Origin of the sequence: Kitasatospora sp. NPDC004745 (assembly GCF_042873275.1) — a bacterium.
GTDB lineage: Bacteria > Actinomycetota > Actinomycetes > Streptomycetales > Streptomycetaceae > Kitasatospora.
In genome coordinates this window covers 37,087-51,610 of sequence record NZ_JBIALK010000004.1, presented here as the reverse complement: position 1 = coordinate 51,610, position 14,524 = coordinate 37,087, and the positions used below count along the sequence as shown (strand labels likewise).

The window sequence follows — 14,524 nt, the reverse complement described above, 5'->3', positions numbered from 1 at the left end:
GGGGCGGCGGCCCGGCACCGGGATCGGTCGGCTATGGTGCTGCCGGGTCAGGGGGTCACGGCGGCGAACAGCCGCTGCCCGAGCAGGCCCATCGGGTGGCCGTCCTCGGGCAGCACCAGGACGGTCGGGCAGCCCGCGGCGGTGAGCGCGGCCCGCCAGTGCTCCGCGGGGCGGGCGGGGTCGCCCCCGGCCCGGCCGGTGATCAGCAGGTCCAGTTGTTCGTCGGTCGGGGCGAGGAGCAGCAGCAGGCCGCCGGGTACCAGCAGGTCGGTCAGTTCGGCGAGGCCGGGGCAGGCGGGGCCCGCGAGGCCACCGGCCCCGGCCGGGTCGCCGGTGTCGCCGACGGTGGCCACGAGGACGTCGTAGCGGTCGCCGTCGGGCTGCTGGTGGTGGTCGGCGGTGCGCCGGGGGCGGGCGGCGAGGGCCCGGGCGACGGCGGAGTCGGCTCCGTCCGGGCCGAGTTCGAGCACGCGCAGCGGGGCCGGCCCGTCGTGGGCCTCGGCGAGGCCGCGGACGAGTGCGCCGAGGGCGGCGCCGAGGTAGCCGCGGGAGGCGGCCCAGCGGACCGGGGTGGCGGCGGCCCGGGGTTCGTCCTGCCCGGTGATCAGGCGGGGGAGCCGCAGGGCGCCGCGCCGGACCCGGTCCAGGGCGGTGACCGGGCCGAGGCCGTCGGTCCAGGTCTCGACGGCGGGCCGCCAGGACTCCCGGGCCTCGGCCGGGGTGGGGGCGGAGCGGCCGTGCAGGGCGTCGCCGTGGCGGGCTATCAGGCCGTGCCGGTGGAGGGCGTCGAGCCAGCGGGTGACCCGGGGGCGTTCGGCGGGGGTGGTGCCGGTGGCGGCGAGGATCTCGTCCTCGGTGTGTCCCCGCGCGGGGTCCGTGAGGACGTCGCTCTGCTGGAGGGTCAGCAGCAGGGCCGTGAGCACGGCGTGGTCGAGCTGGGCGCCGAAGGCCCGGACCTGCTCGGGGGTGATGCCGATGGTGTGCTTCCACGCGGCGGCCGAGGCGGTGGCGACGGCGCCGCGCAGGCGCCGGTCGGCGGCCTCGGCGGGGCTGTGCGGGGCGCGGACGTGGGCGAGGACGGCGCCGAGCGCGTCGACGGCGGCGTACACGTCGTCCTGCCGGGGTTCGGGGCCGACGTGCAGGACGAGCCGCAGCGCGCCGAGGTCGTGGCCGGGGAGGCCGGGGTCGCGGCTGAGGCGCCAGAGCAGGGTGGAGGGCAGGCTGAGGTGGGTGGTGGCGCTGTCGGCGAGAGCGGTGAGCTGCTGGTGGGGCTCCTGGTCGAGGTCGCCGCAGTGGACGGTGCCGCCGGCGAGGAGGGTGGCCAGGGCGAGTTCGACGGCGAGGTCGGTGGCGGGGTGGAGGACGGTGTGCCGGATGGGCGGGGCCCCGAGGACGCCGGCCCAGTGCCGCAGCCGTTGTTCGGCGGTGCGGGCGGCGGAGGGGGCCAGCGCGGCGTGGGCGGCGACCCGCTCGGCGAGGGCCCGGGGCAGGCCGCCGGGCGGGGAGACTCCGAGCAGCAGGCCGATGCCGCTGATCGCGCGCCCGCCGGCGACGACGGCGGGCCGGTCGCCGAGTTCGCGCAGCGCGCTGACCAGGGCAGGGGTCGGGGGCACGGTGATCACTCCGGGGTGTGGGGGGAAGCCGCACTACTGAACCATGCGGCCGGGTCGGGCGCTGCCGTGCACGGGTCAAGATTCCGTAATGATTTTCATATCGGCCAGCCAAAGCGGTCGGACGATCTCCGCCCGAAGCGGATGGAACTCCGCATTCCGGAAGGGTGATCGACTCCTTGACAGGCGCTCCGGGCGCTGGGTTACTTGGCCGTGGGAGCCTGACCGAACGATCGGTAGGCACCCGGATCGGCCGACCCGTGGAGGAGCGACGATGACCGGCACCCCGCCCGACCCGCACCGACGGCTCGGGGAGCCGATCCCGCCCGCCCTGCTGGACGACGGCGAACGGCTGGGCCTCGACGAACTGCGCGCCCTCCAGCTCGAGCGGCTCCGGGCCACCCTGCGCCACGCGTACGGGGAGGTCGAACTGTACCGCCGGAAGTTCGACGCGGCCGGCGTCCGCCCCGAGGACTGCCGCACCCTGGCCGACCTCGCCCGCTTCCCCTTCACCACCAAGGCCGACCTGCGCGAGGGCTACCCGTTCGGGATGTTCGCCGTCCCGATGGAGCGGGTCCGCCGGATCCACGCCTCCAGCGGCACCACCGGGCGCCCGACCGTCGTGGGCTACACCGAGGCCGACCTGTCGATGTGGGCCGACGTCGTCGCCCGCTCGATCCGCGCCGCCGGCGGCAGGCCCGGTCACAAGGTCCACATCGCCTACGGCTACGGGCTGTTCACCGGCGGCCTGGGCGCGCACTACGGCGCCGAGCGGGCCGGCTGCACCGTCATCCCGGCCTCCGGCGGCATGACGGCCCGGCAGGTGCAGATCATCCAGGACTTCCGCCCCGAGATCATCATGGTCACCCCCTCCTACCTGCTGACGCTCCTCGACGAGTTCGAGCGGCAGGGCGTCGACCCGCGCGACACCTCGCTGCGCATCGGCATCTTCGGGGCCGAACCGTGGACCGAGGAGATGCGCCGGGAGATCGAGGACCGGCTCGACCTGCACGCCGTCGACATCTACGGCCTCTCCGAGGTGGTCGGTCCGGGCATCGCGCAGGAGTGCGTGGAGACCAAGGACGGGCTGCACATCTGGGAGGACCACTTCTACCCGGAGGTCGTCGACCCGTTCACCGACCGGGTGCTGCCCGGGGGCGAGGGCGGCGAGCTGGTCTTCACGTCGCTCACCAAGGAGGCGCTGCCCGTCGTCCGCTACCGTACCCGCGACCTCAGCCGGCTGCTGCCCGGCACCGCGCGGCCGGCCTTCCGGCGGATGGAGAAGGTGACCGGGCGTAGCGACGACATGATCATCCTGCGCGGCGTGAACCTCTTCCCGACCCAGGTCGAGGAGATCCTGCTGCGCACCCCGGGCGTCGCGCCGCACTTCCAGCTGCGGCTCTCCCGGCAGGGGCGGCTGGACGCGATGACCGTCCGGGTCGAGGCGCGCCCGGACGCGCCGGCCGAACGACGGGCGGCCGCGCGGGAGGAGATCGCCCGGGCGGTGAAGGACGGGGTGGGCGTCACCGTCGAGGTCGAGGTGGTGGACCCGTACACGCTGGAGCGGTCGGTGGGGAAGATCAAGCGGGTGGTCGACGAGCGCGGCTGACGGTGCGGGGCCGGGGCGCCGTTCGCGCTGCTCGCGGCGGTGCGGTGCGGTGCGGCGTGGTGTCGGCGGTAGGCGCGGCGCACGGTGCGCGGGGTGCGCGAGGAGGTCGGAGGCGCACGGCTGTCCGGGGGGTGATGCCGTACGCCTCCGACGTCTACAGAAATGTAGACGGCTGGTCCGGGTGCCGTCCAGCCACCGCGCGCCGTTCGTCCGCCGAGCGTCCGCCGCCACCGCGCGCCGGCCGGGGGCTCACCGGTCCCGTCCGTCCCGGAGCCGGGCCGTCCCGCAGCCGGTCCCGTCCCGGAGCCGGTCCCGGCTCACTCTCCCCGGGCACCCCGACCGTTCCCTCCCCGGCCGGGGCGTCCGGCGTGCCGGGTCGCCTCAGCGCCCGGAGCCGTCGACGACGGTGTTCCCGGTCAGCTCGCCGCTGGTGCCGTCCACCGTCACCCGGTGGCGCACGCCGTCCGGGCCCATGACCACGACGGCCCAGGCCGCCGAGCCGCCCTGCGCGGTGACCCGGTTCAGCGACTCGGCCCGCCCGCCGGGCACGGCGGCCTGCGCCTTGTCCAGCGCGGCGGAGGCGCCCAGCGACGGCAGCGGTGCCGGGGCCGGGCGGCCGGCGTCGGCGCCCGGCCCGTCGCCGCGCCCCTCGCCCTGCCCGCCGCCGTGGTGCCGGCCGGCACCGGCCCGGTGCTCGTCGCCGCCGCGGCCGCCCAGGTCGCCGTGGTCGTGCGAGCCGCCCTCGTCGCCCCGGCCGTTCTCGCCCCGGCCGCCGTGCGACCAGGGGCCCTTCCCGACCGGACCGTCCCCGGCCCGGTCGAGCGCGCCGTGGTGCCCGCGCGCCATCCCCTCGTGCGCGACGGAGACCACCACCGCGCCCGCGCCGACCAGCGCGACCGCGGCGACCCCGGCGGCTATCCGCTTCTCCTGACCGCTCGCCCAGCCGCGCAGCCGGGCCGCCCGGGAGCGCTTCGGCGCCGGTTCGGGCTGCCACTCCGGGCCCTCGGGCAGCGGGGTGGTGGAGGACGTGGCGTCGCTCATCGGGCGTTCTCCTTGCCTGGGCTGTTCATCGCGCCCGGAACCCCCGGGTCGCGCCCGGCGATCATGGCGGACCCTTCCTGAACCCCCGCTTAAGACCGCCCCGCCCCCCGTTGGGACCCGCCCCCCCGTTGGGACCCGCCCCCCCCCGGTGGGACCCGCCCGGCGGCGGGGCGCGCGGGGCCACCTGGCACCCTGAGCGGATGCACATACTCGTCGTCGAGGACGAACACCGGATGGCCACGGCGCTGCGCCGGGGCCTGGAGGCGGACGGCCACACCGTCGACACCGCCGCCAACGGGCCCGACGGCCTCGTCCTCGCCGGCCGCCACCCCTACGACGTGATCGTCCTCGACATCATGCTGCCCGGCCTGGACGGCTACCGGGTCTGCGCCAGGCTGCGCGCCGACGGCTGCCGGGCCGGGATCCTGATGCTCACCGCCAAGGACGGCGAGTGGGACGAGGCGGAGGCGCTGGACACCGGCGCCGACGACTACCTCTCCAAGCCGTTCTCCTTCGTCGTGCTGCTCGCCCGCCTGCGCGCCCTGCATCGCCGGGTCGACCTGCGGCGCCCGCGCCTGCACACCCTCGGCGACCTCGTCCTGGACGCCAACGCCCTCACCTGCACCCGGGCCGGCACGCCCGTCCACCTGACCGCCCGGGAGTTCGCGATCCTGGAGTGCCTGGCGGCGCGCGCCGGGACGGTGGTCTCCAAGCGGGAGATCCTCGACCAGGTCTGGGACGCCGACCACGACGCCGACCCGAGCGTCGTCGAGGTCCACGTCCACGCGCTGCGCCGCAAGATCGACGCCCCGTTCGGCCGGACCGCGCTGCAGACCATGCGCGGCGCCGGCTACCGGCTCGCCCCGGACGGCGGCTGAGGTGCACCCGCGCGTCCCCCGGCTCCGGAGCGCCCTCCGTGCCCCGCGGCTCCCGCGGCTCCCGCGCCGGCTGCACCGGTTCGTCCCCCGGTCGGTGCGAGCCCGGGCCACCGCCGCCGCCGGGACGGTGCTCGCCGCGGCCCTCGCCCTGGCCGGCGCCGGACTGCTCGCCACCGTGCGCGCGGACCTGGTCGCCTCCGCCGCCTCGGCTACCCGCCAGCAGGCCGAGACCGTCGCCCAACTCGCCGCCCAGGGGCGGCTCACGCCCGTGCTGCACGCCGGACACGGCACCGACTTCCTGCAGGCCGTCGACGCGCACGGCACCGTGCTCGCCGCCAGCCCGGACCTGAGCGGCCGGCCGGCCCTCACCGCCGCCCGCCGGGCCGGCTCGCACACCACCCACGACGTCGATCCGCTGCACGACCACCACCGCCAGCGGCTCACCGCCGTCACCACCGACACCCCGGACGGGCCGGTCACCGTCTACGCGGGCACCTCGCTGCGGGCGGCCGACGAGGCCCTCGACACCACCCGGGCCGCGCTCGCCGTCGGCTGCCCGCTGCTGCTGCTCACCGGGGTCGTCGTGACCTGGCGGGTGACCGGGCACGCGCTGCGGCCGGTGGAGGCGATCCGGGCCGAGGTCGACGCGATCACCGGGCAGGACCTGCACCGCCGGGTGCCCGAACCCGGCACCGCCGACGAGATCGCCCGGCTCGCCGCCACCATGAACGCCATGCTCGACCGGCTGGAGGACACCGGACGGCGCCAGCGCCGGTTCATCGCCGACGCCTCGCACGAACTGCGGAGCCCGCTGGCGGTGCTGCGCACGCAGCTGGAGGTCGCCGACACCCACCCCGACCCGGCGGTGCGGGCCGAGCTGGTGCACGGCGCGCTCCAGGACACCGACCGGCTGCAGGGCCTCGCCACCGACCTGCTGCTGCTCGCCCGGCTCGACGCGGGCGGCGGGGCCGAGGAGCGGCCCCGGCAGCGGACCGACCTCACCGGGCTGGTCGCCGCGACCGTGCTGGGCCGCCCGGCCGGGGCGCACCGGCGCACCACCGACCTCGCCCCGGGGGTGGCCGTCGACGGCGTCCCGCTCTGGCTCGGGCGGCTGCTCACCAACCTGCTCGACAACGCCGACCGGCACGCGGCCGGCGCCGTCCACGTGCGGCTGGCCGCCGACCCCGGCCGGGGCGTGGCCGTCCTGGACGTGGAGGACGACGGCCCGGGCATCCCGCCGGCCGACCACGAGCGGGTCTTCGAACGCTTCACCAGGCTGGACGACGCCCGTAGCCGGGACGAGGGCGGCAGCGGACTCGGCCTCTCGATCGCCCGGGACATCGCCCGCCACCACGGCGGCACCCTGGCCGTCGTACCGGCGCCGTCCGGCACCCGGCTGAGGGCGGAGCTCCCGATGGCGGCCCCGCACCGGTGACCGCGGGACGGTGACCGGGGGACCGGTGACCGCGGGACGGCGATCGCGGGACGGTGACCGCCGCGCGGTGAGCGCGGAGCGAATGCTGACGGTCGGACACCGGACGCGCCGCCGGCCCCGCCCGGCATCGTCGACGGCCGTCGACGGCCCTCGGCGGGCGCCGACGGGTGCGCGGCTCCCTCCGACGGCCGAGCCCGGACGCTCCCGGTGACCCGTTCGGCCCAGCCGGGATCGTGGTGACGGCCGGAGGTTCCCAGACTCGGAGGAGCGGGGGCGAACTCAACCGGAGAGGCTTCCTCATGAGCATCGGGCTTCGCCGCGTCCTCGCGGTGACCGCAGTGGTTTCCCTCGGCCTGGGCGCGGCGTCCTGCGGCAGTGCCAAGCAGTCCACCACCAGCAGTGGCGGCTCCTCGGGCAGCTCGGGCGGCGCGAGTGTGAGCGGCAGGGGAGCCGTGCGGATCGGCCTGCTGCTGCCGGAGAGCAAGACCACCCGCTACGAGCAGTTCGACCGGCCGCTGATCGAGCAGAAGATCAAGGAACTGGCCCCGGACGCGCAGATCGACTACTACAACGCCAACCAGGACGCGACGCTCCAGCAGACCCAGGTGGACACCGCCCTGACCAAGGGCGACCAGGTGCTGATCCTGGACGCGGTGGACTCCAAGTCGATCCAGTCCTCCGTCCAGAAGGCCCACGACGCGGGCGTGAAGGTGGTCGCCTACGACCGCCTCGCCCAGGGCCCGGCGGACGCCTACGTGTCCTTCGACAACCACAAGGTCGGCCAACTCCAGGGCCAGGCCCTGGTGGCGGCGGTCGGGGACAAGGCGAACAGCGGCCAGATCATCATGATCAACGGCTCGCCCACCGACCCCAACGCGGCCGACTTCAAGGCCGGCGCGCACAGCGCCATCGACGGCAAGCTGAAGATCGGCAAGGAGTACGACACCCCGCAGTGGGACCCGAACACGGCCAACCAGGAGGCCGCCGCCGGCATCACCGCGATCGGCCCGAACAACGTGGTCGGCATCTACTCCGCCAACGACGGCATGGCCGCCGGTATCGCCACCGCGCAGAAGGCCGCCGGGATCAACACCCCGCTCACCGGGCAGGACGCCCAGCTCGACGCCATCCAGCGGATCCTGGTCGGCACCCAGACCATGACGATCTACAAGCCGTTCAAGCCGGAGACCGACGCCGCCGCGCAGATGGCCGTCACGCTGGCCCAGGGCCAGTCGCTGCCCTCCACCGTGGTGCCCACCTCGTCGACCAGCGGCAGCGGCAACAAGGTGCCGTCCAACCTCATCACGCCGATCGTGGTCAACAAGGACAACGTCAAGACCACCGTGGTCCAGGACGGCCTGTACACCGTCGCCCAGATCTGCACCCCGGAGTACGCCGCCGCCTGCACCGCGGCCGGCCTCCAGTAGTCCGCGGCGTCCCGTAACGAGCAGGCCCCGCCTCCACACCGGAGGCGGGGCAAGGGAGTTGGTCACTGTGGCAGGTGAGACCGTACTGGCCCTGCGCGGGGTCTCCAAACGGTTCGGCGCCGTCCAGGCGCTCACCGACATCGAACTGGAGGTGCACGCCGGAGAGGTGCTGGCCCTGGTCGGCGACAACGGCGCCGGCAAGTCCACCCTGGTGAAGTCGATCGCCGGCGTGCACCAGCCGGACGACGGGTCGATCGAGTGGCAGGGCCGCCGGGTGTCCATCCACCGGCCGCAGGACGCCCAGCACCTGGGCATCGCGACGGTCTACCAGGACCTCGCGCTCTGCGACAACCTCGACGTGGTCGGGAACCTCTTCCTCGGCCGCGAGATCCGGCGCTTCAGCATCCTCGACGAGGTCGCGATGGAGAAGCGCTCCCGGACGCTGCTGGACACCCTCTCCATCCGCATCCCGAGCGTGCGCATCCCCGTCGCCTCGCTCTCCGGCGGCCAGCGCCAGGTGGTCGCGATCGCCCGCGCGCTGATCGGCTCGCCCAAGGTCGTCATGCTGGACGAACCCACCGCCGCCCTCGGCGTCGAGCAGACCGCCCAGGTGCTCGACCTGGTCGAGCGGCTGCGCGAGCAGGGCCTCGGGGTGATCCTGATCAGCCACAACATGGCGGACGTGATGGCCGTCGCGGACACCGTCGCGGTGCTGCGCCTCGGCCGCAACAACGGCGTCTTCGACAAGCGCTACACCAACCAGGAACAGATCATCTCGGCCATCACCGGCGCCACGGACAACGCCGTGACCCGCCGGCAGGCCCGCGGCACGGAGGGCTCCCAGTGACCGAGAACTTCCCCGGGGGCGCCCCCGGCGGCGAGCCCGAGCGCCAGCACGTCCCGCTGCCCGAGGACAGCATGCCCAAGGGCGGCGTCAACGCGCCCGTCCCGGTCGCCCCCGAGGCGACCCCGGCCGTCGACCCGCGGCTGATCGTCCGCCAGGAGGGCGTCAAGGGCTACGTCGGCGAGTTCCGCCGCCGCCTCAGCAGCGGCGAACTCGGCTCGCTGCCGGTGGTGCTGGCCCTGATCGTGATCTGGGCCGTGTTCGGCAGCCTGAACAGCAGCTTCCTGTCCGCGCAGAACCTCTCCAACCTGTCCCAGCAGATCGTCGGGACCGGCATGATCGCGATCGGCGTGGTCTTCGTGCTGCTGCTCGGCGAGATCGACCTCTCGGTCGGCTCGGTCAGCGGCCTGTGCGCGGCGATCTACGCCGTCCTGCTGGTCACCCACGGCGTCAACCAGTGGGTGGCGCTGCTGGTCGCCCTCGCGGGCGGTGCCGTCGTCGGCCTCATCCAGGGCGTCTTCTTCGCCAAGGTCGGCGTCCCGGCGTTCGTCGTCACCCTCGCCGGCAACCTGGGCTGGAACGGCCTGATGCTCCAGGTGCTCGGTGCGACCGGCACCGTCAACCTCCCCGGCACCGACATCGTCTCCCGGCTCTACAGCACCATCTACGGGCAGCAGGCCGCCGCCTACGGGGCGGCGGTGGTGGGCGTCGCGCTGTTCGTCCTCGCCTCGCTGCTGGACGCCCGGCGGCGCCGCGCCGCCGGGGTGCCGTACCGGCCGGTGGCCGACGTCGTGCTGCGCACCGTCCTGTTGGCGATCATCGCCTTCCTGGCCGCCTACACGCTCAACCAGTACAAGGGGCTGCCGCTGGCCCTGCTGATCTTCCTGGTCTTCATCGTGGTGCTGGACTTCGTGCTGCGCCGCACCGCCTACGGCCGCCAGGTGTTCGCGCTCGGCGGCAACATCGAGGGCGCCCGCCGGGCCGGCATCAACGTGTCCTGGATCCGGATCAGCGTCTTCACCATCTGCTCCACCATGGCGGCGGTCGGCGGCCTCTTCCTCGCCGCGCAGATCCAGTCCGCCAGCCAGACCTCCGGCGGCGGGAACCTGCTGATGAACGCCATCGCGGCGGCCGTCATCGGCGGCACCAGCCTGTTCGGCGGCCGCGGCAAGACCTGGTCGGCGCTGCTCGGTGCCCTGGTGATCGGCTCGATCCAGTCCGGCATGAACATCCAGGGCCTGAGCAACGCCATCCAGTTCATGATCACCGGTCTGGTGCTGCTGGCCGCCGTCGTGGTCGACTCGCTGGCCCGGCGCACCCAGAAGGCGGCCGGCCGGGCGTGAGCACCCCGGCGCGGGCCCTATGCTGCCGACATGCCGAGTGAGCTGCGCACTCTTCAGCCGGAGACCGACCTCGCCTTCGTGCGGAGCGCGACCGAGCTGAAGCCCGTCCCGTTCGTCCCCGAGGTCCGGCTGCACATGGCCGAGGACGCCATCGCCCTGTGGGAGACCACCGAGCGGGCCCGCGGCGAGGTGGGGCTGCCGCCGCCGTTCTGGGCCTTCGCCTGGGCCGGCGGGGTGGCCGTCAGCCGCCACCTGCTGGACCACCCCGAGCTCGTCGCCGGGCGGACGGTGCTCGACGTGGCGGCCGGGTCCGGGGTGGTCGGGGTCGCCGCCGCCCTGTGCGGGGCGCGGTCGGTGTACGCCGCCGAGATCGACGCCTACGCGGTGGCCGCGATCGGTCTGAACGCGCGGGCCAACGGCGTGCGGGTGGAGGCCGCCCTGGTGGACCTGGTCGACGGCGACGGCGCCCCGGCCGACGTGGTGCTCGCGGGGGACGTCTTCTACGAGCGGGAGATGGCCGCCCGCTTCCTGCCCTTCCTGGAGCGGGCCGCCGCCCGCGGCGCGACCGTCGTCGTCGGCGACCCCGGGCGGGCCTACCTGCCCCGGGACCGGTTCACCGCGCTCGCCGACTACCGGGTGCCGGTGGTCGCCGACCTGGAGGACACCGCCGTCAAGACCACCACGGTGTGGCGGCTCGGCTGACGGGTGCTCACCCGGTGCCGGAGCGACGGGCTTTCGGTGCGAGGGGTTTCGGAGCGATGGGGTTTCGGTGCGGGTGTGGTGCGGGTGTGGTGCCCGGGCACCGGTGGTGCCATCGGTGACGCACGGTCATGCCACCATGGTTACCGGCCGGTAATCAGATGGTTCCCGGCCAGTGAAACCGCACCACCGTAAGGAGTCACCATGCGTCGACGCATCTCGGCCCTCGTCCTGACCGCAGCCCTGGCCGGGGGCGCCCTGGCGACGGTCGCCCAGGTCGCCGCCGCCCAGCCCGCGGCGGCCGCCTCCGTCACCGTTGACCTCAACAAGATGCGCCAGCAGGTCCAGGACCTCCGCCAGAAGGCCAACCGCCTGGACCACGAGGGCGAGCGGGACGCCGCCCGCAAGGCCCGCGCCCAGGCCGATCAGCTGCAGCGCCGGATCGACCAGATCGAGAAGTCCGAGCGGGAGTCCGGCCGCCACTTCTGACGGCCGCCACTTCTGACGGCTGCCACTTCTGACGGTCGTCGCGTTCGCGCCGCCGCCCGCCCCGCCCGTCGACCGGGCCGGGGCGGGCGGCGCCGTCGTCCCCGCCGAGGGCCGTCCGCGGAGCGGAATTCCCGGTGGCGGCCCGGGGCCCGCTGCTAGACAGGCCCGCATGACCGAACAGATCGCCCTGCGCACCGCCACCCCCGACGAGATCCCCGCCCTGTTGGCCCTCTGGGCCAGGGCGGCCAAGGGCGCCAGCATCACGGACGACCCGGCGGGCGTGGCCGCGCTGCTCGCCCGTGACCCCGAGTGCCTGATCGTCGCCACCCCGGCCGGCGACCCGGCGACCGTCCTCGGCACCGTCATCGCCGGGTGGGACGGCTGGCGCTGCCACCTCTACCGGCTCGCCGTCGACCCCGACCACCGCCGGCGCGGCATCGGCGCCGCCCTGCTGGCCGCCGCGGAGCGGCGCTTCGCCGCGCTGGGCGGCCGCCGTGCCGACGCCATGGTGCTCGACGACAACGCCCTGGGCCACCGCACCTGGCAGGCCGCCGGGTACCGGCCGGAGCCGCAGTGGAGCCGCTGGGTCAAGCCACTGCCGGCCTGATCCGCCCCCGGCCCGGTCCGCCCCGGCCGCCGCCCGCCCCCGCCCGTCGACCGGGCCGGGGGCGGGCGGCGCCTCCGTCAGCCGCGCAGGGCGGCCAGCCAGGCCTCGACCTCGTCGGAGCGGCGGGGGAGGGCTGCGGAGAGGTTCTCGTTGCCGTCCTCGGTGACCAGGATGTCGTCCTCGATCCGGACGCCGATGCCGCGGTACTCGGCCGGCACCGTCAGGTCGTCCTGCTGGAAGTAGATCCCCGGCTCCACGGTGAGCACCATGCCCGGGCGCAGCGGGCCGTCGACGTGGATCTCGGTGCGGGAGTGGGCGCAGTCGTGGACGTCGATGCCGAGCATGTGGCCGGTGCCGGCCAGGGTGAACCGGCGGTGCAGGCCCAGCTCGTAGACCTTGTCGGCGGTGAGGTCGCCGAACAGGCCCCAGGAGGTGAGGTGTTCGGCGAGCTCGCGCTGCGCGGCGCGGTGGAAGTCGCGGAAGTCGGCGCCGGGCCGCACCGCGGCGATACCCGCCTCCTGCGCCGCGTACACGGCGTCGTAGACCTTGCGCTGGAGGTCGCTGAACCGGCCGTCGACGGGCAGCGTGCGGGTGATGTCGGCGGTGTAGAGGTGGTGCGTCTCCACGCCCGCGTCGAGCAGCAGCAGCTCGCCCGGCTTCGCGCGGCCGTCGTTGCGGACCCAGTGCATGGTGGTGGCGTGCGCGCCGGCCGCCGCGATCGTGCCGTAGCCGACGTCGTTGCCCTCGACCCGGGCGCGGACGAAGAAGGTGCCCTCGATCAGCCGCTCCGCCGTCTCGGTGTCGGCGCCGAGCACCCGCACGACGTCCTCGAAGCCGCGGGCGGTGGCCTCGCAGGCGAAGCGCAGCTCGGCGATCTCGAACGCGTCCTTGACCAGGCGCTGGCCGGACAGGAAGACCCGGAACTCCTCGTCCCGCTCGGCGGTGGCCCGCTCGCGCAGGGTCTCGTCGACGCCCGCGTCGTGGCCGCGCAGCACCCGCACCGGCGCGGTGGCGGCCTGCAGGTCCGCCCGGACGCCGCGGACGTCCCGGCAGGGCAGGCCGAGCAGGCGCTCGTTCTCGGTCAGGCTGTTGCGGCGGCCGTCCCACAGCTCGCCGTGGGTGTCGAGCCAGAACTCGCCGTTCTCCCGGTCGGAGCGGTTGCGCAGGTAGACGGCGGCGCGGTGGCCGGTGTCGCCGGTGGGCTCCAGGACCAGCACCGCGTCCTCGGAGCGGTCGCCGGTGAGGTAGGCGTAGTCCGAGGTGGGGCGGAACGGGTAGTCGGTGTCGTTGGCCCGCACCTTGGGGTTGCCGGCCGGGACCACCAGGAGCTCGCCGGGGAAGGCGGCGGACAGCTCGGCGCGGCGGCGGGCGGTGTGCCCGGCCTGCGGGAGCGGCGCGAGGTCCGACCGCTCGGTGTCGGCCCAGCCGTGCTTCATGCTCTCGGCGAGCTCCTCGGTCACCCCGCGGGTCAGGCCGTTCTTCCGGTACGTGATGGTGTCGGCGGACTCGGTCACTGCGGTCTCCTGGTGAGGGTGGTGGACGTGGGGTGTCTCGCTACGCTGACCCGTCCGTCGGCATGCGTCCCGTACGGTATATCGAACAGAGTCCGAAGAGAAGAGGTCGAGCGTGAGCGACTCCGAGGGATCCGTCCGGGGCGTCCTCGCCGCCAACCTGAAGCGTGTCCGGGCCCAGCAGGGGCTGTCGCTCTCCGAGGTGTCCCGGCGGGCCGGGATCGGCAAGGCGACCCTCTCCCAGCTGGAGTCCGGCACCGGCAACCCGACCCTGGAGACGGTGTTCGGGCTCTCCCGGGTGCTCGGCGTGCCGATCTCCGACCTCGTGGAGGGGCGGCCCGCCGAGGAGGTCACCGTGGTGCGGGCGGCCGACGCCGAGGTGCTGAGCGGGCGCGGCGTCGACCTGCGCCCGCTGCGCCGGATCGAGGCGGAGGGCGTGGTGTTCGAGGTCTACGACCAGCAGGTGCGCACCGACGGCACGCAGATCTCCGCCGGCCACACCGGCACCGAGCACACCGTCGTGCAGTCCGGCCGACTGCGGGTCAGGGCGGGCCGCCGCGAGTTGGAGCTGGGCCCCGGCGACTACGTCGGCTTCGACGCCTCCCTGCCGCACTCCTACACCGCCGTCGGCGGCGAGCCGGTCCGTTCGGTGCTGCTGCTGCAGTACCGGGCGGAGCAGCGGCTGCACGTCACGGACGGCGGAGCGGGTCCGGACGGAGCGGTGCCGGACGGGGCGGCCGGGCGGGCGGCGCTGGAGCCCGCGGCCCGACCGGCCCTGGGGTCGTCGCCGGGGAGCGCGCACTGAACCGGTGCGGTTCGCCAGGGCCGCCGTTCGTTCGCTGAACCGAACGGGCGGCCGGGGATGCTCCGGCCCCCACTCCCCTCGCGGTGGGGGCCGGAGCGGGTCCCCGTCGCGCCGACGGGACGAGCATGCCAAGGGCGGCCGCCGGACGGCCATGTATTAGCCTCTGGGCCTAATAGTCAAGATCGCGCCAGGTCAGGGGTGGCTGCGGGGAGCCGGAGGAAGGTTC

13 protein-coding genes are annotated in these 14,524 nt (G+C 74.9%); 10 read left to right on the top strand and 3 right to left on the bottom strand.

The genetic code is table 11. The annotated features are described in order from the left end of the window. Nucleotides 1-47: 47 nt before the first annotated feature. On the bottom strand, nt 48-1,613 hold the full coding sequence (locus ACFYUY_RS09380) for a hypothetical protein (RefSeq protein ID WP_387899629.1): 1,566 nt from the start codon (nt 1,611-1,613) through the stop codon (nt 48-50). Between the two features lie 271 nt (nt 1,614-1,884). Between ACFYUY_RS09380 and paaK the strand changes: the two genes are divergently transcribed. Continuing rightward, nucleotides 1,885-3,219: a phenylacetate--CoA ligase PaaK gene (gene paaK / locus ACFYUY_RS09375; RefSeq protein WP_387899627.1), complete on the top strand. Its 1,335-nt coding sequence runs from the start codon at nt 1,885-1,887 to the stop codon at nt 3,217-3,219. A gap of 381 nt (nt 3,220-3,600) precedes the next feature. Here paaK and ACFYUY_RS09370 read toward each other — a convergent pair whose 3' ends face one another. Continuing rightward, nucleotides 3,601-4,260 (bottom strand): hypothetical protein, encoded by a 660-nt coding sequence (locus tag ACFYUY_RS09370; protein WP_387899624.1) that lies wholly within the window; start codon nt 4,258-4,260, stop codon nt 3,601-3,603. Nucleotides 4,261-4,460: 200 nt separating this feature from the next. On the opposite strand from ACFYUY_RS09370, the gene ACFYUY_RS09365 reads away from it, so the two are divergent. The 8 genes from ACFYUY_RS09365 (at nt 4,461) to ACFYUY_RS09330 (ending at nt 11,982) form a co-directional block, all read left to right on the top strand. Further along, entirely contained in the window at nt 4,461-5,138 is a 678-nt protein-coding gene (locus tag ACFYUY_RS09365) for a response regulator transcription factor (protein WP_360219492.1), read from the top strand. 94 nt (nt 5,139-5,232) lie between these two features. After that, nucleotides 5,233-6,573 carry a HAMP domain-containing sensor histidine kinase gene (locus ACFYUY_RS09360; protein WP_360219489.1) on the top strand — a complete coding sequence of 447 codons (1,341 nt, stop codon included), beginning with the start codon at nt 5,233-5,235 and terminating at the stop codon, nt 6,571-6,573. Nucleotides 6,574-6,872: 299 nt separating this feature from the next. Beyond that, nucleotides 6,873-8,000 (top strand): substrate-binding domain-containing protein, encoded by a 1,128-nt coding sequence (locus tag ACFYUY_RS09355; RefSeq protein ID WP_360219486.1) that lies wholly within the window; start codon nt 6,873-6,875, stop codon nt 7,998-8,000. 67 nt (nt 8,001-8,067) lie between these two features. Further along, a complete protein-coding gene (locus ACFYUY_RS09350) occupies nt 8,068-8,847 on the top strand; it encodes an ATP-binding cassette domain-containing protein (RefSeq protein WP_387899619.1) in 780 nt (259 codons plus the stop codon). Between the two features lie 71 nt (nt 8,848-8,918). Continuing rightward, nucleotides 8,919-10,187: a sugar ABC transporter permease gene (locus ACFYUY_RS09345; RefSeq protein ID WP_360219513.1), complete on the top strand. Its 1,269-nt coding sequence runs from the start codon at nt 8,919-8,921 to the stop codon at nt 10,185-10,187. Nucleotides 10,188-10,217: 30 nt separating this feature from the next. Further along, on the top strand, nt 10,218-10,889 hold the full coding sequence (locus ACFYUY_RS09340) for a 50S ribosomal protein L11 methyltransferase (protein WP_360219480.1): 672 nt from the start codon (nt 10,218-10,220) through the stop codon (nt 10,887-10,889). 201 nt (nt 10,890-11,090) lie between these two features. Beyond that, a complete protein-coding gene (locus ACFYUY_RS09335) occupies nt 11,091-11,375 on the top strand; it encodes a hypothetical protein (RefSeq protein WP_360219477.1) in 285 nt (94 codons plus the stop codon). A 169-nt stretch (nt 11,376-11,544) separates the two neighbouring features. Further along, the gene (locus ACFYUY_RS09330; protein WP_387899615.1) at nt 11,545-11,982 is read left to right on the top strand and encodes a GNAT family N-acetyltransferase; all 438 of its coding nucleotides are present in this window, start codon (nt 11,545-11,547) and stop codon (nt 11,980-11,982) included. 77 nt (nt 11,983-12,059) lie between these two features. Here the strand turns inward: ACFYUY_RS09330 and ACFYUY_RS09325 are convergent, their stop codons facing one another. Beyond that, nucleotides 12,060-13,496, bottom strand: coding sequence for an aminopeptidase P family protein (locus ACFYUY_RS09325; protein WP_360219471.1), 1,437 nt, complete (start codon nt 13,494-13,496; stop codon nt 12,060-12,062). 112 nt (nt 13,497-13,608) lie between these two features. On the opposite strand from ACFYUY_RS09325, the gene ACFYUY_RS09320 reads away from it, so the two are divergent. Next, nucleotides 13,609-14,298, top strand: a complete 690-nt coding sequence (locus ACFYUY_RS09320) for a helix-turn-helix domain-containing protein (protein WP_387899612.1) — start codon at nt 13,609-13,611, stop codon at nt 14,296-14,298. The last annotated feature ends 226 nt before the right edge of the window (nt 14,299-14,524 follow it).

Coding starts and splice junctions, on each gene's coding strand:
- ACFYUY_RS09370 (WP_387899624.1), bottom strand. CDS start 4,260: ATGAGCGACGCCACGTCCTCCACCACCCCGCTGCCCGAGGGCCCGGAG.
- paaK (WP_387899627.1), top strand. CDS start 1,885: ATGACCGGCACCCCGCCCGACCCGCACCGACGGCTCGGGGAGCCGATC.
- ACFYUY_RS09365 (WP_360219492.1), top strand. CDS start 4,461: ATGCACATACTCGTCGTCGAGGACGAACACCGGATGGCCACGGCGCTG.
- ACFYUY_RS09345 (WP_360219513.1), top strand. CDS start 8,919: ATGCCCAAGGGCGGCGTCAACGCGCCCGTCCCGGTCGCCCCCGAGGCG.
- ACFYUY_RS09330 (WP_387899615.1), top strand. CDS start 11,545: ATGACCGAACAGATCGCCCTGCGCACCGCCACCCCCGACGAGATCCCC.
- ACFYUY_RS09335 (WP_360219477.1), top strand. CDS start 11,091: ATGCGTCGACGCATCTCGGCCCTCGTCCTGACCGCAGCCCTGGCCGGG.
- ACFYUY_RS09340 (WP_360219480.1), top strand. CDS start 10,218: ATGCCGAGTGAGCTGCGCACTCTTCAGCCGGAGACCGACCTCGCCTTC.
- ACFYUY_RS09355 (WP_360219486.1), top strand. CDS start 6,873: ATGAGCATCGGGCTTCGCCGCGTCCTCGCGGTGACCGCAGTGGTTTCC.